Source organism: Amycolatopsis echigonensis (assembly GCF_002846615.1).
GTDB lineage: Bacteria > Actinomycetota > Actinomycetes > Mycobacteriales > Pseudonocardiaceae > Amycolatopsis > Amycolatopsis echigonensis.
In genome coordinates this window covers 492,772-511,492 of sequence record NZ_PJMY01000003.1, presented here as the reverse complement: position 1 = coordinate 511,492, position 18,721 = coordinate 492,772, and the positions used below count along the sequence as shown (strand labels likewise).

At 69.7% G+C, this 18,721-nt stretch carries 18 protein-coding genes and 1 pseudogene; 14 read left to right on the top strand and 5 right to left on the bottom strand.

Annotated elements, in window-relative coordinates:
- Position 1 precedes the first annotated feature (1 nt).
- From ATK30_RS06855 to ATK30_RS06815, 9 genes and pseudogenes are all read left to right on the top strand, one after another.
- Positions 2-862, top strand: a complete 861-nt coding sequence (locus tag ATK30_RS06855; RefSeq protein ID WP_101434829.1) for an MlaE family ABC transporter permease — start codon at positions 2-4, stop codon at positions 860-862.
- Positions 859-2,214 carry an MCE family protein gene (locus ATK30_RS06850; RefSeq protein ID WP_101434828.1) on the top strand — a complete coding sequence of 452 codons (1,356 nt, stop codon included), beginning with the start codon at positions 859-861 and terminating at the stop codon, positions 2,212-2,214. The genes ATK30_RS06855 and ATK30_RS06850 overlap by 4 nt, the downstream gene beginning before the upstream one ends.
- Positions 2,211-3,248 carry an MCE family protein gene (locus tag ATK30_RS06845; protein ID WP_101434827.1) on the top strand — a complete coding sequence of 346 codons (1,038 nt, stop codon included), beginning with the start codon at positions 2,211-2,213 and terminating at the stop codon, positions 3,246-3,248. Before ATK30_RS06850 ends, ATK30_RS06845 begins: the two co-directional genes overlap by 4 nt.
- Positions 3,245-4,276 (top strand): MlaD family protein, encoded by a 1,032-nt coding sequence (locus ATK30_RS06840; protein WP_167441850.1) that lies wholly within the window; start codon positions 3,245-3,247, stop codon positions 4,274-4,276. The genes ATK30_RS06845 and ATK30_RS06840 overlap by 4 nt, the downstream gene beginning before the upstream one ends.
- Before the next feature lie 34 nt (positions 4,277-4,310).
- The gene (locus ATK30_RS06835; protein ID WP_101434825.1) at positions 4,311-5,507 is read left to right on the top strand and encodes an MCE family protein; all 1,197 of its coding nucleotides are present in this window, start codon (positions 4,311-4,313) and stop codon (positions 5,505-5,507) included.
- Positions 5,504-6,700: an MCE family protein gene (locus ATK30_RS06830; protein WP_101434824.1), complete on the top strand. Its 1,197-nt coding sequence runs from the start codon at positions 5,504-5,506 to the stop codon at positions 6,698-6,700. Before ATK30_RS06835 ends, ATK30_RS06830 begins: the two co-directional genes overlap by 4 nt.
- A complete protein-coding gene (locus ATK30_RS06825) occupies positions 6,700-7,941 on the top strand; it encodes an MCE family protein (protein ID WP_101434823.1) in 1,242 nt (413 codons plus the stop codon). Before ATK30_RS06830 ends, ATK30_RS06825 begins: the two co-directional genes overlap by 1 nt.
- Positions 7,941-8,479, top strand: a pseudogene (locus ATK30_RS06820) (hypothetical protein). Before ATK30_RS06825 ends, ATK30_RS06820 begins: the two are co-directional and overlap by 1 nt.
- Positions 8,476-8,964, top strand: coding sequence for a hypothetical protein (locus ATK30_RS06815; protein WP_244194541.1), 489 nt, complete (start codon positions 8,476-8,478; stop codon positions 8,962-8,964). Before ATK30_RS06820 ends, ATK30_RS06815 begins: the two are co-directional and overlap by 4 nt.
- Here the strand turns inward: ATK30_RS06815 and ATK30_RS06810 are convergent.
- The 4 genes from ATK30_RS06810 to ATK30_RS06790 form a co-directional block, all read right to left on the bottom strand.
- Positions 8,942-9,883 carry a methylenetetrahydrofolate reductase gene (locus ATK30_RS06810; protein ID WP_101434822.1) on the bottom strand — a complete coding sequence of 314 codons (942 nt, stop codon included), beginning with the start codon at positions 9,881-9,883 and terminating at the stop codon, positions 8,942-8,944. The genes ATK30_RS06815 and ATK30_RS06810 overlap by 23 nt on opposite strands.
- Positions 9,884-9,908: 25 nt before the next feature.
- The gene (locus ATK30_RS47645; RefSeq protein ID WP_244194540.1) at positions 9,909-10,457 is read right to left on the bottom strand and encodes a MerR family transcriptional regulator; all 549 of its coding nucleotides are present in this window, start codon (positions 10,455-10,457) and stop codon (positions 9,909-9,911) included.
- 272 nt (positions 10,458-10,729) lie between these two features.
- Positions 10,730-11,875: a GDSL-type esterase/lipase family protein gene (locus ATK30_RS06795; RefSeq protein WP_101434821.1), complete on the bottom strand. Its 1,146-nt coding sequence runs from the start codon at positions 11,873-11,875 to the stop codon at positions 10,730-10,732.
- A gap of 44 nt (positions 11,876-11,919) precedes the next feature.
- Entirely contained in the window at positions 11,920-12,402 is a 483-nt protein-coding gene (locus ATK30_RS06790; RefSeq protein WP_101434820.1) for a hypothetical protein, read from the bottom strand.
- Positions 12,403-12,473: 71 nt separating this feature from the next.
- Between ATK30_RS06790 and ATK30_RS06785 the strand changes: the two genes are divergently transcribed.
- From ATK30_RS06785 to ATK30_RS06775, 3 genes are all read left to right on the top strand, one after another.
- Positions 12,474-13,712, top strand: a complete 1,239-nt coding sequence (locus ATK30_RS06785) for an aspartate aminotransferase type Ic (protein ID WP_101434819.1) — start codon at positions 12,474-12,476, stop codon at positions 13,710-13,712.
- Between the two features lie 66 nt (positions 13,713-13,778).
- The gene (locus ATK30_RS06780; protein WP_101434818.1) at positions 13,779-14,873 is read left to right on the top strand and encodes an FAD-dependent monooxygenase; all 1,095 of its coding nucleotides are present in this window, start codon (positions 13,779-13,781) and stop codon (positions 14,871-14,873) included.
- A gap of 27 nt (positions 14,874-14,900) precedes the next feature.
- Complete coding sequence (locus ATK30_RS06775; RefSeq protein ID WP_101434817.1) at positions 14,901-15,374, top strand: YbjQ family protein; 474 nt, start codon at positions 14,901-14,903, stop codon at positions 15,372-15,374.
- A 201-nt stretch (positions 15,375-15,575) separates the two neighbouring features.
- On the opposite strand, the gene ATK30_RS06770 is transcribed toward ATK30_RS06775, so the two are convergent.
- Positions 15,576-17,372 (bottom strand): AMP-dependent synthetase/ligase, encoded by a 1,797-nt coding sequence (locus tag ATK30_RS06770; RefSeq protein WP_101434816.1) that lies wholly within the window; start codon positions 17,370-17,372, stop codon positions 15,576-15,578.
- Positions 17,373-17,484: 112 nt separating this feature from the next.
- Between ATK30_RS06770 and ATK30_RS06765 the strand changes: the two genes are divergently transcribed.
- Positions 17,485-17,895, top strand: coding sequence for a polyketide cyclase / dehydrase and lipid transport (locus ATK30_RS06765; RefSeq protein WP_101434815.1), 411 nt, complete (start codon positions 17,485-17,487; stop codon positions 17,893-17,895).
- Between the two features lie 9 nt (positions 17,896-17,904).
- Complete coding sequence (locus ATK30_RS06760) at positions 17,905-18,699, top strand: metallophosphoesterase family protein (protein ID WP_101434814.1); 795 nt, start codon at positions 17,905-17,907, stop codon at positions 18,697-18,699.
- Positions 18,700-18,721: the final 22 nt, after the last annotated feature.

The window sequence follows — 18,721 nt, the reverse complement described above, 5'->3', positions numbered from 1 at the left end:
CATGACGGCCGAACCGATCGAGCAGACCCGCGCGTCCGACCGGACGCTCGAAATCATCGCGCGCCCCGGCGCGAGTCTCGAAGGACTCGGGAAGCAGCTGTCGTTCTACGGCCGGGCGCTCGCCTGGTCGCCGCGCACCGTCCGCCGCTACGGCCGGGAAACCACGCGGCTGCTCACCGAAGTCTGCTTCGGCACCGGCGGGCTCGCGGTGATCGGCGGAACGCTCGGCGTGATGATCGGCATGACGCTCTTCACCGGCCTCATCGTGGGCCTGCAGGGGTATTCGGCGCTGAATCAGCTCGGCACCGCCGCGCTCACCGGGTTCATTTCGGCCTACTTCAACACCCGCGAGGTCGCTCCGCTGTCGGCCGGGCTCGCGCTGTCGGCCACCGTCGGCTGCGGGTTCACCGCCCAGCTCGGCGCGATGCGGATCTCCGAGGAGATCGACGCGCTCGAAGTGATGGCCGTGCCGAGCATGCCGTACCTGGTCACCACCCGCGTGCTCGCCGGGGTCACCGCGGTGATCCCGCTGTACGCGGTGGGCCTGCTGTCCTCGTATCTCGCGTCGCGGCAGATCACCATCTGGCTCTACGGCCAGTCCGCGGGCACCTACGACCATTACTTCACGCTGTTCCTCCCCCCGGAGGACGTGCTGTGGTCGTTCGCGAAGGTGATCGTGTTCAGCGTGCTGGTGATCCTTTCCCATTGCTACTACGGCTATACCGCGTCCGGCGGGCCGGCCGGGGTGGGCATCGCGGTGGGCCGCGCGGTGCGGACGTCGATCGTGCTGATCTCGGTGCTGGACTTCTTCCTGAGCCTCGCGATCTGGGGCGCGAACACGACAGTGCGGATATCCGGATGAGTACCCGTCGAGAGTTGCGCAAACGGCTCCAGTACCAGCTGCTGGGGCTGATCTTCCTGGTCGTGGCGGCGCTGTTCTTCACGACGACGATCGCCGCGTACCGCAAGGTGTTCACGCCGGTGACGCTGGTGAAGCTGGAGACCGACCACGTCGGCAGCCAGCTGCGCGTCGGCGGCGACGTGAAGGTGCGCGGCATGCTCGTCGGCGAGATCCGCGACGTGCGGGCGGTCGGCGACCACGCGGAGCTCGAACTGGCGCTGCAGCCGGACAAGACCGACGTGATCCCGGCGAACGTTTCGGCGCGGCTGCTGCCGAAAACGCTGTTCGGCGAACGGTACGTCGCGCTCCAGCTGCCCGAACAGCCGCAGCGGCCGATCAAGGCGGGCGACGTCATCCCGCAGGACCGCAGCAGCACCGCGATCGAGCTGGAGCAGGTGCTCAACCACGTCATGCCGCTGTTGCGGGCGGTGCAGCCGGAGAAGCTTTCGAGCACGCTCAACGCCGTGTCCGCCGCGCTCGACGGACGCGGCAAGAAGCTCGGCGAAACGCTGACTCAGCTGTCGGACTACCTCGGCCAGCTCAACCCGTCGCTGCCCGACCTCAAGGCGGACATCACCGGGCTGGCCAACGTTTCCGGCATTTACGACAAGGCCGCCCCGGACGCGCTGCAGGCGCTGTCGGACCTCACCACGACGACGCAGACGATTGTGGAGAAACAGCGCGGCCTGACCGATCTGTACTCCTCGGTCAGCGGCACCGCGACCGACCTGACGCGCTTCCTGGAAGTCAACAAGGACAACATCATCCGTCTCACCACCGCCGTGCAGCCCACGCTCGACGTGCTCGCGAAGTACGCGCCGGAATACCCGTGCCTGCTCAAGCAGCTCGCCGGGTCGGTGCCGACCGCCGAGCTGGCGTTCGGCAAGGGCACCGCGCATCCGGAGGTCAGCCGCGTGACGATCGAGTTCTCGGCGAGCCGCGGCAAGTACCTGCCCGGCGTCGACGAGCCGAAGTACGACGACAAACGCGGCCCGCGCTGCTACCCGCAGGTGCCGAAACCCGGGCGCTGGCCGCAGTATCCGCCGGACGGCCCGGTGAAGGACGGGGCGACCAAACCCGCCCCGCCGCACGATCCGGACGGCACGCTGCCGAGCGACTTCACCAACGGCCCGCTGCCCGGCGGGTCGGGATCGACCGGCGGCGCGCCGAGCATCGTCGGGTCGGCCGACGAGCAGAAGCTGCTCGACCTGCTCGCCTCGCCGACGCTGAACACCAGCCCGGAGAACGTGCCGGGCTGGTCGGCGCTGCTGGTCGGGCCGCTGTACCGCGGGGCGGAGGTGGAGCTGAAATGAGGTCGTTCGTTCCGGCGCTGGTCAAGATCGGCATTTTCGCCGTGGTCACCGTGCTGCTCACCGGGATCCTCGCCACCACGATCGCGAACACGAACTTCGGCGGCACCGCGTCCTACATCGCGAAGTTCACCGACGCGTCCGGCCTGCAAGCGGGCGACGACGTGCGGATCTCCGGCGTGAAGGTCGGCCAGGTCGAGACCATCGGGGTCGATCAGGGCGAGCAGAACTACGCCGAGGTCCGGTTCCTCGTCGAATCGGCGTACAAGCTGCCCTCGCTCGCCACCGCGACCATCAAGTACCGCAACCTCGTCGGCCAGCGCTACCTCTCGCTCGGCACCGACGTCAATGGCGGCGGCACGCTGTCCCCCGGCGACACCATCCCGCCGGAGCGGACGAAACCGGCGCTGAACCTGACGGTGCTGTTCAACGGGTTCAAACCGCTGTTCAAGGCGCTGAACCCGAAGGAGGTCAACCAGCTTTCCGCCGAGATCGTGCAGGTGTTCCAGGGCGAGGGCGGCACGATCACCAGCCTGCTGTCGCACACCGCGTCGATCACGACGGCGATCGCGGGCAAGGACAAGGTGATCGGGCAGGTCATCGACAACCTCAACCAGGTGCTCAGCACGGTCAACGCGCGCGGCACGCAACTCGGCGACCTCGTCGACCAGACACAGCGGCTGGTGAGCGGGCTGGCCGAGCAGCGCAAGCCGATCGGCGACGCAGTGGGCGCGCTCGGCGACCTGACCAACGCGACCGCCGGGCTGCTCGCCGACGCCCGTCCCGCGGTGCAGGAGGACGTGACCCAGCTCGGGAAGCTGTCGAACAACCTCAACGATTCGCAGCCGCTCATCGAGCATCTGCTGCAGGTGCTGCCGGGCAACCTGGAGAAGTTCACCCGGACCCTGAGCTACGGCAGCTGGTTCAACTACTACCTGTGCGGGATCGAAGGCACCATCGGCGTTTCCTCGCTCGACGTGACGCTGCCGATCGTGCCGATTCCCGGCACCGAACGCGCGCCGAGGTGTGGGCCGTGAAACGACTGAAGGACCGGAACCAGGCCAGCGTCGGCGCGGTGACGCTGGTGCTCATCGTGCTGATCACCGCGGTGACGTACTTTTCCGACAGCATCCCGATGTTCGGCAACGGCACCACCTACACCGCGGCGTTCGCCGAGTCCGCCGGGCTCGCGCCGGACAACGAGGTGCAGGTCGCCGGCGTCAAGGTCGGGCAGGTGACCTCGGTGGAGCTGGGGCACAAACAGGTGCTCGTGAAGTTCCGGGTGAAGGGCGTGCGGGTCGGCGACGCGTCGACGGCCTCGATCGAGATCAAGACGCTGCTGGGGGAGAAGTACCTCGCTTTGGACACGAAGGGCGGCGGCACCCAGTCACCCGGCGACACCATCCCGGTGCAGCGGACGCGGACGCCGTTCCAGTTGCAGGACGCGTTCAACCAGCTGTCCACGACGGTCGGCGACATCGATACGAAACAGCTGGCGCAGAGCTTCACCGCGCTGTCGGATTCCCTTAAGGACAGTCCGCAGTACTTGAAGGACACGCTGTCCGGGCTGTCGGCGTTGTCGAAGACGGTGTCCTCGCGCGACGCCGATCTGCACGCGCTGCTGTCCAACACGAGCAAGATCTCGAAGACGCTGTCCGACCGGAACGCCCAGTTGCAGCAGGTGATCAGCGACGGCAATCTGCTGCTGACCGAGCTGCAGCAGCGCCGCGAGCAGATCAGCACGCTGCTCAAGGGCACGCAGCAGATTTCGCAGCAGCTGTCCGGGCTGGTCGCGGACAACCGCACGCAGATCGGGCCGACGCTCGCCGCGCTCGGGAAGGTCACCGACGTGTTGCAGCGCAACCAGGGCAACCTCGACCGGAGCCTGCAGCTGATGGCCCCGTTCGCCCGGGTCGGCGCGAACGCGACCGGCAACGGGCGCTGGTTCGAGGGGTACCTGTGCGGCCTGCTGCCGCCGACGATCACGGCGGGCGGGCTGTCGATCAACCCGGAGGGCTGCACGCCGCCGATCTCCGCGCCTGATCAGGGGGTGGGTGGCCGATGACTACCGCCGACGTTCGTGTTCCCGCGGAGGCGTCATGACTGTTGAGACTCGCGCCGGACGAAGTCTGGTCACCTGGCTTGGGTTCGCTTGTGTGGCAGCGCTTCTGCTCACCGCGGGCATCTACCTCGTGCTGCGCGACACCGGCGGAACCAAAATCTCGGCGTACTTCGGGAAAACCGTCGGCCTTTACGCCGGTTCGTCCGTGCGAGTGCTGGGCGTCGCGGTCGGCGAGGTCACCGCGGTGACTCCGGCGGGCCAAGCGGTGCGCGTGGACATGAAGGTGAACGACGACGTCCCCATCCCGAAGGACGTCGGCGCGGTCGTCGTCTCGCCGAGCCTGGTGAGCGACCGGTACGTCCAGCTGACCCCGGCCTACGACAGCGGTCCGACGCTCGCGAGCGGAACCGTGCTGGCGCGCGACAAAACCGCGACGCCGGTCGAACTGGACGACCTCTACGCGAGCCTCGACAAGCTGTCCACCGCGCTCGGACCCAACGGGGCCAACAAAAACGGCGCGTTCTCCGATCTGCTCGACACCGCCGCGGCCAACCTCAAGGGCAACGGCAAGGACCTGAACTCGACCGTCAGCAGGCTGGCCGAACTGGCCGGCACGCTCGACGATTCGAAGGACGACCTGTTCTCCACGGTGAAGAACCTGAACTCCTTCACCTCCGCGCTGTCCCAGAGCGACAGTCAGCTCAACGAGTTCTACCAGCGGCTCGCGGACGTCAGCGGATTCCTCGCCGACGATTCGCACGACGTCGGGGCCGCACTCGATTCGCTGGCCACGTCGCTGCAGGACGTGAAGCAGTTCGTGGCGGACAACAAGAACGGGCTTTCGTCCAATGTGGCCAAACTGGCGTCGCTCACCAAGGTGCTGGTGGACCAGCGGGCCGCGCTCGCCGAGGTGCTCGACATCGCGCCGACCGGCGCGACGAACTTCATCAACACCTACGACGCGGCGTCCGGCACGATCGCGGTGCGCGACAACCTGAACGAGATCACCAACCCGCCGATCCTCACCGTGTGCCGGCTGATCAGCGCGGGCACGCCGAAGCCGATTCCGGACACGCTCGGCAGCATCTGCAAGAAGCTCGCGCCGGTGCTCGACGGCACGCTGAAGCTGCCGTCCATCCCGCAGGCGATCAACTCGCTGGAGAACGGCCAGCTGCCGCCGTTGCCGCTGCCGCTGTCGGACGTGCTGACGCAGAAACCCGGAGGCGCCAAGTGAACCGCCTCCGCAAACGACTGGCGGGCGTGCTCGCCGGAGTCCTGGTGCTCGCCGGATGCAGCGACGGCGGGTTCAACGGGCTGTACTCGACGCCGTTGCCCGGCGGCCCGGACGTCGGCGACCACCCGTACCACGTCACCGCGCTGTTCACCGACGTGCTGGACCTGGTGCCGCAGGCGAACGTGAAGGTGAACGACGTCGCGGTCGGACGGATCGACCGGATCGCGCTCACCCCGGACACGCGCGCCGCGCTCGTGTCGATGACGGTGAACGGCGACGTCCAGCTGCCCGCCAACGCACGCGCCGAACTGCGCCAGTCCAGCTTGCTCGGCGAGAAGTTCGTGCAGCTGAGCGCGCCGACGGCGGAGAAGCCGTCCGGCAAGCTCGCCGACGGGGCGCAGATCCCGCTCGGCCGCACGAACCGCAACCCGGAGATCGAAGAGGTGCTGGGCGCGTTGTCGCTGCTGCTCAACGGCGGCGGCGTCGACCAGTTGCAGAACATCAGCCACGAACTCAACGACGCGCTGTCCGGCAACGAACCGCAGATGCGCGCGCTGCTGTCCCGAGTGGACGACCTGGCCACCCAGCTGGACGGGCACAAGGGCGAGATCCTGCGCGCGATCGACGGACTGGACAAGCTGTCGACCACGCTCGCCGGGCAGAAGCAGAACCTCGCCACCGCGCTGGACAAACTCGCGCCCGGGCTGAAGATCGTCGCGGACCAGCGCGACCAGCTGGTGGGGATGCTGAACGCGCTGAACAAGCTGTCCGGCGTCGCGGTGGACACGGTGAACCGCAGCCGGGACCAGCTCGTCGCGAACCTCAAGGCGCTGGAGCCGACGCTGCGCCAGCTCAGCGCGGCGGGCCAGGATCTGCCGCACGCGCTGCAGATCCTGCTCACCTACCCGTTCCCGGACTACGCGGGCAACGTGATCAAGGGCGACTACGCGAACGTCGACGCGCGGGTCAACCTCGATCTCGACAAGCTGGTGCAGAACTTCACGAACTCGTCGCAGCCGCCGTTCCAGTTGCCGACGACGCCCGCGACCGGCGGCGCTCCTCCCGTTGCCGGGCAAGGGACGCCGCAGCTTCCGTTGCCGTTGCCCGCCACCCCGCCGCCCGCGGGCGGCACGAAGCCGGGGTACGGCGGGGTGCTGGGCGGGTTGCTCGGCGGTCTGGGGGGAGGCGGCTGATGACCACGCGCAAAATCCGGATCCAGCTGCTGGTGTTCTTCGTGATCGCCGTCGTGTCGGTCACGTACGCGGGCGGGCATTACGCCGGTCTCGACCGGATCTTCGGCAACCGCGGCTACCACGTGACGCTCCAGCTGCCCGACTCCGGCGGGATTTTCGTCAACTCCGAGGTCGCCTACCGCGGTGTCACGGTCGGCCGGGTCGGCGACATGACGCTCACCCCGCACGGCATCGACGTCCGGCTCGACATCGACTCGGGCGGCCCGGACATCCCGTCCGCGCTGCACGCCCAGGTCGCGAACCGGTCGGCGGTGGGGGAGCAGTTCGTGGACCTGCTGCCCGACCGCGAGTCCGGGCCTTACCTGGAGGACGGAGCGGTGATCACGCAGGACCGCACGTCGCTCCCCGCGACGCCGGATTCCGTCCTGTCGCATCTCGACGGCCTGGTCGCGAGCGTCCATCCGGAGTCGCTGAAGACCGTGGTGGACGAGACATACGACGCGTTCGCCGGTTCCGGGCCGCAGCTGCAGAAACTGTTGGACAGCACCAGTTCGCTCACCGCGACGGCCGCGCAATACGTGCCGGACACGCAAGGGCTGCTGGCGAATTCCCGCACGGTGTTCGCGACGCAGGAGAGGCAGGCGCAGAACATCACGGCGTTCGCGTCCGGGCTGAAGACGATCGCCGGGCAGCTGAAGTCGTCGGATCCGGCCATCCGCAAGGTGATCGACGAAGCACCGCAGCTGAGCCGGCAGATCAGCGACGTGCTCGCGACTTCCGGGACCGATCTCGGCGTGCTGTTCGCGAACTCGCTCACCACCGCGCAGGTCACCTCGATGCGGAAGGACGCGATCGAGGAACTGCTGGTGGCGTATCCGGTGATCTCGGCGTTCTCGCCGTCGACTTCGCCGGACGGCACCGGGCATCTGGGCGTGGTGTTCAACTTCTTCGATCCGCATTCGTGCACGAAGGGCTACGAGGGCACGAAACAGCGCCCGGCCAACGACACGAGCGAAGCGCCGGTCAACATGAACGCTTACTGCGCGGAGCCGCCGGGCAGCCCGGTCGAGGTTCGGGGCGCGCAGAACGCGCCGTACGCGGGGAAGCCGCCCGCGATTCCGGCTGCGCCCCAGGCTTCCGCGCCTTCGGACCAGGGTTCGCAGCAGCAGTTGCCGGGTCTGCTGGGGCAGCTGAGCGCGCCGCCGAAGGGCGGGCTCGGCGCGTTGCTGGGCGGTTCGTGATGGCTGTGGATACCGCGGAGAAGGACGAGGTCGTCCCGGCGCAGTCCTTGCGGAACGGACGGGTGCTGACCGTGCTGGCCGTCGTCGCGGTGCTGGCCGCCGCGTGGTTCGGCTGGTCGTGGTGGAGCGCGGCGCATGACGACGGCCTCGCCCGCGGCCGCGCCCGGGACGCGGTGCTGGCCGCCGCGAGCACCGAGCTGGTCACGCTCAACACGATCGACTACCGCACCAGCGCGGTCGACGTGGACGCTGGATCGCCGCGACGACCGGGCAGTACGGCAAAGACCTCTCCGGCGACCGGCAACTGCAGATCGACCGCGCGAAACGCACCAGAACCGTGTCGACGGCTTCCCTGGTGCAGGCCGCGGTCACCGACCTGAACCCCGCCGCGGGCACGGCGCGGCTGATCGCGGTCCTGAACGTCCGCGTGAGCACCGGCGATGGCGCTCCTTCGGCGAAGCAGGCGCGCTTGGCCGTGGACTTCGCGCGAGACGGCGAGACGTGGAAGATCGGCGGCGTCCAGGCGGTGGGCTCGTGAACCGGCGGACGATCGCTGCCGGCGTGCTCGGGGTCGCGCTGACGTGCGCGGTGTGGTTCGGGGTGCAGGCGTCGCTGCTGCACCCGGAGGACGACGAGGCGATGGTCGACACCGCAGCCACTTCGCAGGTCGCCGACCAGGTCAGCGCTGCGGTCAAGGCAGTTTTTTCGTACGACTACGCGAACCTGGACCGCACGGCTCGCGCCGCGGCCGACGTGCTGACCGGCTCGGCGGTGGGGCAGTACCAAAGCCAATTCGCCGCGGCACGCCAACGCGCGACGAACGAAAAGCTCGTCCGGACAACGACAGTGCGCGCGATCGGGGTCCGCTCCCTGCACGGCGACGACGCGAGCCTGCTGCTTTTCCTTGACCAGCAAACGATCCTGCCCGGTGGTGGCGCGCCTCAGTCGTCGGTGGGACAGCTGTCGGTGACCGCGCATCGCACCGACGGGCAGTGGAAGATCACCGCGCTGGATCCGCTGTAACCGTCCGGTCGAGCAGTGCGCCGACGTCTTTCGCGAGAGACACCGACGCCTCGATCTCGACCTTGCGGATCGAGACGCTCTCCACGAGGAAGCCGAACGGCATCCCGAGCTTGCGGCAGAAGGCAGCCAGCTCGCGGGCGTTCGCCAGGCACTGCTCGTACGACTCGGCCAGCGTGTCGTCCGCGTGGCGCAGGGAATTCTCCAGCCAGCGGGGGACGTGGACGCCGAGCCACTTGAGGAACGCCAGCGTTTTCGCCGAACCGCAGACGGAGAGGGTGAAGAGGACCGGTTTGGGTTCGAGCTGCTGCTCGCGGCAGGCGTAGAAGTAGTCGGAGACCATGCTCTTGGCCGCGTCGGTGCTGTAGATCACCTGCGAGATGAAGTACGCGCAGCCTGCCTGCTGTTTGGCGATCAGCCGCAGGTGCTCGTCGGGCCGTTCGGTGATGGCGACGCCGCCGAGCAGCAGGTCCGGCCGGACGTTCCGGCGGAGCGCCTGCGCTTCGGGCAGGCTCGTGTGCACCTCTTTGTGCTGGGAAGACGCCCCGACGAAGACGGACAGCACGCGGTCGGTGTCGGCGGCCCGCAGCCACTCCCGCAGCTCGGCCTCGGGGTATTTGCCGACGCACCGGTAGATGACCGCCGGACGGTCCCACTCGCTGAGATAGTCCGCGTGGTAGACGGCCGGGTCGAGGGTCGGCAGGTAGGGGAACGGCCGCTCGTCCGGGTTGCGGTCGCTCTCGTCGTCGATGTCGTAGAGGGCGAGCCCGTCGACGTCGAGGGAACCGAGCCGCGCCAGCGTGGCGGCGGTGATCTCCTGGATCCGCTCCGGGGAGGTGCTGAGGCGGGGCGGGGTGATGCCGAACAGGAGGACGCCGCGGTCGGGGCTGGTCAGCAGCTGCTGGAGAGTGTGGTCCGCCATGGGCGGAAGTTAGCAGCCGGGACCGTCAGGTCGCGGCCCGGCGCTGGATCACTGTGTCCAGCGCCGCGCGGGACGACTGGAGCCGGGCCAGCGGCGCGTCGATGCGGTCGCGTTCGCCGCGCAGCTTTTCGAGCACCCCGTCGCAGGCGGGCGTGAGCGGCTCGTCCCGCACGCACGAGCCGATCTCGGCGATGGTCGCGGTCGGCAGGCCCGCGGCGAGCAGTTCCCGGATGCGCCGCACCGCTCCGGCGTCGGCCTCCGCGTAGTCGCGGTAGCCGTTCGGGGCGCAGGCCCTGTTTTTCGTAGTACCGCAGGAGTTGCTCGTCGACGCCGGTCCGCTGGGACAGCTGCGAGCCTGCTGCGCCGCGGCGCGCAGGTGCGTGCGCTGGTCCGGCCTGGGAGCGCGGGGGCCGAAGCGGCGCGGACGCTGAAGGAACGGGGAGCGGAAATCGTGCCGGGCACGCTCGAACGCCCCGACCGCGCGCTGGACGGCGTGGACGTGGTCGTCTCGGCGGTGCAGGCGTTCGCGGGCGCCGGGGTTCAGGTGACGTCCGTCCTCAGCGGAGCGTTTCACGAGGTGATGACCGCGCCGTTCCTGGAAATCGTGGACTGGGAGAAGGGAACGTTCAGCTATTGGGGCGACGGCGACCAGCCCTGCGATTTCACGACCGTCGCGGACACCGCCGCCTGCACCGCCGCGGTGACGCTGGACGCGGACGTCTCCGGACCGGTCCGGGCGAGGCGGTCCGTGAAGGGCTCCTTGCGGGAATCAGATTCCCGCAAGGAGCCCTTCACGGACCTTCGGCGGACGCTGGCGAGGATCGCGACAGCAAGAGGCCACCGGGCTCACTCCGCGAACGGACCGCCGTCCCCGAAGACCTGCTTCGCGAACCGTTCTCCCACCAACCGGTGCGTAGCCGCGTCCGGGTGCAGCGCGTCCGGCAGCGGATGTGCGGCGAAATCCTCTTCTCCGTACAGCGAAAGCCCGTCCACGTAATGCAACGCCGGATCTTCCCGAGCGCGAACGGCCCGTTCCAGTTCTTCCCGGATCACCTTCAACGTCAGCTTCCCCTCCGCCACGGAGGCCGGGTCGCCGGTCGCGCGAAACTTGAGCGTTCCGCTGCTGAAGTCCGGCGCGCCCGGACCCGGCGTGTCCTCGTGGATCGGGCACAGCAGCGCCGAAATCACCACCAGCGGAACGTCCGGATGCCCCTCCCGGATCGTGTCCAGGAACCCGTGCACGGCCGGGCCGAAAGCGCGCAGCCGCATCAGGTCCGCGTTCACCACGTTGATCCCGAGCTTCACGCTCACCAGGTCCGCGGGCGTGTCCCGCATCGCCCGCGCGGTGAACGGGTCCAGCAAAGCGCTCCCGCTGAAGCCCAGGTTGATCAGGTCCACCCCGGCAGCGGCGGCGGCCAGCGCGGGCCACGTCTGCGACGGGCCCGCCGCACCAGTGCCGTGGCTGATCGAGCTGCCGTGGTGCAGCCAGACGCGTCGCGCGGGCGGCAGCGGAGTGACCGGCGCGGTGGTGCGCAGTTCCAGCAGCCGAGTGGTTTCGTTGTACGGCAACCAGATCTCGACGTCCTTGACGCCGGAAGGCAGGTCGGAGAAGCGGACCGTGCCGGACGGGCCGGGGCGGGTTTCGCCGGCGCCGGTCATCATGTCGAGGATCAGTTCGTCGCCGCCGGAGACGGTCGCGGACCCTGCCGGGCGCCCGTTCAGCACCAGCTCGTACACGCCGTCCGGCAGCGGCGGCACGCCGACATAGCCGACCTTCGTGCGGTGGGTGTCCAGTTCGATCGCGCTCGACTCGGTCCGGAACGCCAAGCGCACGCCGGACGGCTGGGTCTCGGCCATCGCGAGCCTGCTGTCGGTGTTCTGCGCCCGCGCGCGTGCGGTCAGCCGGTGCGGCAGCAAGCCCTGCGGCGTGCGTTCCAGCTCGAGTGCACCGCGCACGAACTCTTCGCCGATCTCGGTGGTGATCCACTGCATGCCGCCGAGTCTGCCGTCCGCGGCGGCGCGCCGCCAACGGGATATCAGCCGTCCCAGACCCCGGCGCCCTGGCGCACCACGGCGACCGGGGCGGCCTCGGCGGACGGCCACAGGTCCAGCACGTACCGGAAATGCTCGCCGAACTCGTGGTCGTGCCATTCCGCGTCCGGCGGCCCGCTCTCCACATAGGACACTCGGACCCGGTACCGGCCGGGCGGGACCGCGATCCGGTGCTCCCGGCCGGCGTAATCGGCGGGACCGGCCAGCGTCGCCTCGCCGCCGGGGACGTCGAGATCGGCTTCCACCACGTGGGACGCGTCCGGCAGCACTGGCGGCGCGGACGTGGCGACCGACACGTCGACCTCGACCCAGTCGGACCGCGCGGTCGCCACGGAGAGCGACGACGGCTCTACCGCGACGCGGTGCTCCGACACCGCCTCGTCGGTCCACCCGCCGTCGCCGGGACGCCAGGCGTCCTTGTCCCGCAAGGAAAACTGCCGTTGCTCGGCATGCACCAGGTACCGCACGCGCCCCACGCTAGCCCACCGGAGCCGGGGGTCACCCGAACTGGGTTGCGCGAGCGGTTTAGCGTGGTGATATGACCACAGCTCCTGTCGATGTCGACACTGCCCGTCGCGACTACGCCGCGCTGGTCGAGCGCGGCCTGTCCCTGGACATCACCCGCGGCAAGCCGTCGCCCCGGCAGCTCGACCTCTCCGCGGATCTCCTGACGCTGCCGAACGGCCAGTACAAGGCCGAGGACGGCACCGACACCCGCAACTACGGCGGGCTCAAGGGGCTGCCGGAGCTGCGCCGCGTCTTCGCCGGCGCCCTGCAGGTGCCGGTGGACCAGCTGTTCGCGGCCGGCAACTCCAGCCTGGAGCTGATGCACGACACCATCGCGCAGGCGATGCTGAGCACCCTGCCGGGCGCGCCGCGCCGCTGGGCCGACGAGCCCCGCATCGCGATGCTGTGCCCGGTGCCCGGCTACGACCGGCACTTCGCGCTCGCCGAGCGGTTCGGCATCGAGCTGATCCCGGTGCCGATGACCGAGACCGGCCCGGACATGGACGTCGTCGAGCGGCTCGTCGCCGAGGACGCCGCGGTCAAGGGCATCTGGTGCGTGCCGAAGTACTCCAACCCGACCGGCGTCACCTTCAGCGCCGAGGTCGCCGGACGGCTCGCCGCGATGCCGGCCGCCGCGCCGGACTTCCGGATCATCTGGGACAACGCCTACGCGGTGCACCACCTCACCGACGACGAGCCGGAGCTGGCCGACATCCTCGCCCTCTGCGCCGAGGCCGGGAACCCGGACCGCGCGTTCGTGTTCGGCTCCACCTCGAAGATCACCTTCGCCGGGGCGGGCGTCGGGTTCTTCGGCGCGTCCGAGGCCAACCTCGCCTGGTGGCAGAGCGTGCTCAGCAAGCGCACCATCGGCCCGGACAAGGTCAACCAGCTGCGCCACGCGCTGTTCCTCAAGGACGCCGACGGCGTCCGCGCGCTGATGCGCAAGCACGCGGAGCTGATCGCGCCCAAGTTCGCCGCCGTCGACCGCATCCTCACCGAGGAGCTGAGCGACCTGGCGTCCTGGACCAAGCCGACCGGCGGCTACTTCATCTCGCTGACCGTGCCCGAGGGCACCGCGAAGGAGGTCGTGCGGCTGGCCAAGGAGGCGGGCGTCGCGCTGACCCCGGCCGGGGCCACCCACCCGTACGGCAACGACCCGGCCGACGCGGTCATCCGCATCGCGCCGACCTTCCCCGAGCTGGCCGAGGTGGAGGAGGCCGTCCGCGCCCTCGCCGTCTGCGTGCGGCTCGCGGTCGCCCAGCGCGCCTGATCGACCGGTCTGTGCCGCCGCCACCCGCTACGGTGGCGGCGGCACAGTCGTATCCAGGGGGGCACGATGCGGGTTTTGATCGCCGGCGGCGGAGTCGCGGGCACGGTCACGGCGATGGCGCTGCGGCTCGCCGGGCATGAGCCGGTCGTGTACGAGGCGCATCCCAGCGGGGGAGCGGACGCGGGCGCGTTTCTCGTCGTGATGCACAACGGCATGAACGCGTTGCGGGCAATCGACGCCGACACCCCGGTGATCGAGGCGTCCTTCGCTTCCACCGGCATGGAGCTCGTCGGCCCGGACGGAACCACGCTCGGCGCGCACGAGTTCGACCCGGAACTCGACGGCCCGCGCACTCTCACGCGCGCGGCGCTTTACCGTGCGCTGCAACAAGAAGCGGAACGGCGGGGCATCGAGATCGTCCACGGCAAACGCTTGGTCTCCGCCGCCGACGGCGTCACCGCCACTTTCCAGGACGGCACCACCGCGTCCGGCGATCTGCTCGTCGGCGCGGACGGTCTGCATTCCGTCGTCCGCACGCTCATCGACCCCGACGCCGAGCCGCCGCGCTTCACCGGCTTGACCGTCGTTTACGGCTACACCCGCGCCGAAGGTCTTCCCGCCGCGCCCGGCATCTACCGCATGTTCCGCGGCAGCCGCGCCGCGTTCGGCTACACCACCGACCCGGACGGCGCGACGTACTGGTTCGCGCGCGTCCCCGACCGCGAACGCTCGCGCGCCGAGATCGCCGCCGTCACCCCGGAAGGCTGGCGCGAGTTCACCCATGCCGCCTTCGCGGACGACCCGCTGCCGTGCGCCGCGATCGTGGCCGCGACCGGCGACGACGTGCACGGCGGCCACTCCTACGACCTGCCGACCACCCGCGTGTGGTCGACGTCGTCGATGGTCCTGGCCGGAGACGCCGCGCACGCAGCCTCCCCGGCGGCCGGGCAAGGCGCCTCGATGGCGCTGGAAGACGCGGTGGTGCTCGGCCAGTGCCTGCGCGATCTGCCGGACGCGCCCGCCGCGTTCGCCGCTTACGACCGGCTGCGGCGCGCCCGGGTCGAGAAGCTCGTGGCGGCCAGCGCGGGCCAGGACGTCGGCGGCGAGCGAGGCTGGGCATACCGGCATCATCTGGACTGGACCGCGCGAATCACAGCGTGAGCGGCCCGCCGACGATACGATCCGCGCATGACTCAAGCCGCGCCACCTCAGCAGTTCCCGATCCTGCTGTCGACCATGAACGATCTGCCCGGGTACCGCGTAGTCCGCGTGTTCGGCGAGGTTTTCGGGCTCACCGTCCGCAGCCGCAACATGTTCTCCAACATCGGCTCCGGGTTCAAGGCGATGGGAGGCGGCGAGCTCAAGGGGCTCACGAAGCTGCTGTCCGACTCGCGCCACGAAGCCCTCTTCCGGCTGTGCCAGGAAGGCATGCAGCACGGGGCCAACGCGGTGCTGGCGTTGCGCTTCGACTGCAACGAGATCGCCGGCACGGCCAGCGAAATCGCCGCGTACGGCACCGCGGTGTACGTGGTCCCGGAGGGCGCTCCGCAGCAGCAGCAACAGCAGGCGCCCCAGCAGCAGGCTCCGCACCAGCAGCAGGCCCCGCAGCAGTACGCGCAGGCGCCGCAGCAGCAATACCAGGCTCAGCCGCCGCAGGCCTGAGCGCCACGGCAGGCTTGCCCGTGCGTCCGGCCGTCCGGTGGATGCACTGGCGCTAGCGGGCGAGGCCGGAAAACGTCTTCTCCGCCCCGGACAGCGGCCCCGGTGCGCAACCCGTTGATCGCGGAGACGAAGGACTCGGCCAAGGCGTGACGGACGAAAAAGGCCCGCACCGGGAATGGTGCGGGCCTTCTTTCGTCCGGGTCACTTCCGGTACAGCGCCTCGATGTCGGAGGCGTAGTTCTTGTTCACCACGTTCCGCTTCAGCTTCAGGCTCGGCGTGATCTCGCCGCCCGCCTCGGTGAAGTCGTTCGCCAGCACGGTGAACTTCTTGATCGCCTCCGCGTGCGACACCTGCTTGTTCGCCTCGTCGACCGCCGCCTGGATCTCCGCGCGCAGGTCCGCGTCGTCGGCCAGTTCGGAGACCGTCGCCGCTTCCGGCTTGCCGTGCTGGGCTTTCCAGGCCGGGAAGTACTCCTCGTCGATCGTCACCAGCGCGGCGATGAACGGCCGCTGGTCGCCGACCACCATCACCTGGCTCACCAGCGGCGCGGCCTTGATGGTGTCCTCGAGCCCGGACGGGGCGACGTTCTTGCCGCCCGCCGTCACGATGATCTCCTTCTTGCGGCCGGTGATCTTGAGGAAGCCTTCCTCGTCCAGCTCGCCGAGATCGCCGGTGTGGAACCAGCCGTCGGTGAGAGCTTCCGCGGTCGCCTCCGGGTTGTTGTAGTACCGGCCGAACACGACGTCGCCCTTGAGCAGGACCTCGCCGTCCTCGGCGATGCGCACCGAGGTGCCCGCGACCGGACGCCCGACGGTGCCGACGCGGAACGCCGCGCTGGTGTTCACGTTCGCCGCGGCGGACGTTTCGGTGAGGCCGTAGCCCTCGAACACCGGCACGCCGATGCCGCGGAAGAAGTGTGCCAGCCGTGCGCCGAGCGGGGCTCCGCCGGACACCGCGGCGATGCAGCGGCCGCCCAGCGCGGCGCGGAGCTTGCCGTACACCAGCTTGTCGAACATCAGGTGCTTCGCGCGCAGGCCGAGCCCGGCGCCGCCCTTTTCCTGCGCCTCGCTGTACGCGACCGCGGTGGCCTCGGCGGCGTCGAAGATCTTGCCCTTGCCGTCGGCGTGCGCCTTCTGCTTGGCGGTGTTGTAGACCTTCTCGAACACGCGCGGCACGGCGACCACGAACGTCGGCCGGAAGGTGCCGAGGTCCGGGACCAGATTCTTCACGTCCGGCGTGTGGCCGAGAGTGACGCGGGCGGTGAGCGCGGTGATCGCGATCGCGCGGGCGAGGATGTGCGCCAGCGGCAGGAAGCACAGCAGCGAGTTGCCCTGCTCCATCAGCTCCGGGAAGGCCTCGATGTCCGCGCGGATCTCGGCGAGCAGGTTCCGGTGGGTCAGCTCGACGCCCTTGGGCCGCCCGGTGGTGCCCGAGGTGTAGACGATGGTGGCCGTCTCGTTCGCGGTCACGCCGCGGCGGCGGGTGTGCAGGTCCTCGTCGGAGACCTCGGCGCCCAGCGCGGTCAGCTCGTCGACCGCGGGGGAGCCGCCCTCGATCTGCCAGGTGTGCTCCAGTGTGCTGAGCCGCCCGCTGACCTCCTCGACCGCTTTCCGGTGCGCGGAGGTCTCCACGACGACGGCCTTGGCCGCCGAATCGGAAAGGATCCAGTACACCTGTTCGGGCGAAGACGTTTCGTAGATCGGCACGGTGATCGCGCCGGCGGCCCAGATCGCGAAGTCGACCAGCGTCCACTCGTAGCGGGTCTTCGACATCAGCGCGACCCGGTCGCCGTGCCCGACGCCCGCCGCGATCAGGCCCTTGGCCACGGCCGCGACCTGGTCGGCGAAGTCCTTCGCGGTCACGTCGAGCCAGGTGCCCTCGACCTGCCTGCGGAAGCTGACCACGTCGGAGAACCGCTCCGCGTTCGCCCAGACGACATCGGCCAGGTTCTCGTCGTCGGTCACCGGTTTCCCGGCGGGGGCGCTGTATTCGCGCACGTGGACCTCCGTGTTCGACGCGTGCGGTTACCCGCCAGTCAACTTAGCGTGCCGTAGACCTTAAGACCATGCTGGCACGGGGCGCGCGGCGAGGTCGTGACATCGTGTCCGGGTGCACGAACCACCAGCTCTCGATCTCGTCGACGAGACCTTCCTCGTGGTGCCCCCGTCCACCGTCGCGGCGGCGTTCGCCGACCCGCGCTCGTGGCGGCGGTACTGGCCCGACCTGGAGTTGCGGGTCTACACCGACCGGGGGGACAAGGGACTGCGCTGGACCGTCACGGGCGCCTTGATCGGTACCATGGAGGTCTGGCTGGAACCCGTTCTCGACGGCACCGTCCTGCACTACTTCCTGCGGGCCACGCCGGCCGGTCCCCGCGGCGTCCCGCGCGAGCTGAGCCCGCGCGAACTGCGCCGCGAATTCGACCGGCGGGCGCGCGCGGCGAAGGACGTGGCGCTGGGGCTGAAGGAGATCCTCGAGGACGGGCGCGAGCCGGGGGTTCCGCCCCGGACCGTCGAGTAGGAGGCTCTTGTGCGGGTTCACGTCGTTTCGGACGTGCACGGCAACGCCGACGCGCTGAAGCGGGCGGGGGACGGGGCGGACGCGCTGGTCGTGCTCGGCGACCTGCTCGACTTCGTCGACTACCACGACCACGACAAAGGCATCATGGGCGTGCTGTTCGGCGCGGAGAAGGTCGGCGAGTTCGCCCGCCTGCGCCGCGAAGGCACCAGGGACGAGACGGTCGCCTACTCGCGCACGCTCTGGGCCACCCTGGACGATCCGGCCGCTGCGGTCGACGAAGCGATCCGGGAGCAGTACTCCACGTTGTTCGCCTCGATGACCGCGCCGACGTACGCGATCCCCGGCAATGTCGACGCTCCGTCGGCGTGGCCGGACTTCGCCGGCGAGGGCGTGCACCTGGTCGACGGCGAGGTCGTCTCCATCGGCGGCCTGCGGTTCGGCTTCGCCGGCGGCGCGGTGCTGCCCGACGGCGTGCTCCCGCGTCCGCGCAAGGGCGCGGCGTGGCGGCCGTACCTGCGGGCGCGCGAGGAGTTCGACGCGGCGGTTTCGCTGCTGGAGGAGGTCGACGTCCTCTGCACGCACATCCCGCCCGCGGTGCCCGAACTGACCTACGACGTGGTCGCGCGCCGTGCCGAACTCGGGTCGAAGGCGCTGCTGGACCTGATCCAGCGGCAGCGTCCGCGCTGGTCGGTGTTCGGGCACGTGCACCAGCCGCTGGCCGTGCGGCGCCGGGTCGGGCACACCGAGTGCCGTAACGTAGGTCACTTCAAGGAGACCGGGCAGCCCTACGTGCTGCGCTGGTGACTGTGCTCTCCGGCTACGCTTC

Excerpts from the sequence above, each read along its gene's own strand:
- ATK30_RS06795 (WP_101434821.1), bottom strand. The coding sequence starts at position 11,875 with ATGCAGTGGATCACCACCGAGATCGGCGAAGAGTTCGTGCGCGGTGCA.
- ATK30_RS06810 (WP_101434822.1), bottom strand. The coding sequence starts at position 9,883 with ATGGCGGACCACACTCTCCAGCAGCTGCTGACCAGCCCCGACCGCGGC.
- ATK30_RS06855 (WP_101434829.1), top strand. The coding sequence starts at position 2 with ATGACGGCCGAACCGATCGAGCAGACCCGCGCGTCCGACCGGACGCTC.
- ATK30_RS06850 (WP_101434828.1), top strand. The coding sequence starts at position 859 with ATGAGTACCCGTCGAGAGTTGCGCAAACGGCTCCAGTACCAGCTGCTG.
- ATK30_RS06775 (WP_101434817.1), top strand. The coding sequence starts at position 14,901 with ATGACTCAAGCCGCGCCACCTCAGCAGTTCCCGATCCTGCTGTCGACC.
- ATK30_RS06785 (WP_101434819.1), top strand. The coding sequence starts at position 12,474 with ATGACCACAGCTCCTGTCGATGTCGACACTGCCCGTCGCGACTACGCC.
- ATK30_RS06835 (WP_101434825.1), top strand. The coding sequence starts at position 4,311 with ATGACTGTTGAGACTCGCGCCGGACGAAGTCTGGTCACCTGGCTTGGG.
- ATK30_RS06780 (WP_101434818.1), top strand. The coding sequence starts at position 13,779 with ATGCGGGTTTTGATCGCCGGCGGCGGAGTCGCGGGCACGGTCACGGCG.
- ATK30_RS06825 (WP_101434823.1), top strand. The coding sequence starts at position 6,700 with ATGACCACGCGCAAAATCCGGATCCAGCTGCTGGTGTTCTTCGTGATC.
- ATK30_RS06845 (WP_101434827.1), top strand. The coding sequence starts at position 2,211 with ATGAGGTCGTTCGTTCCGGCGCTGGTCAAGATCGGCATTTTCGCCGTG.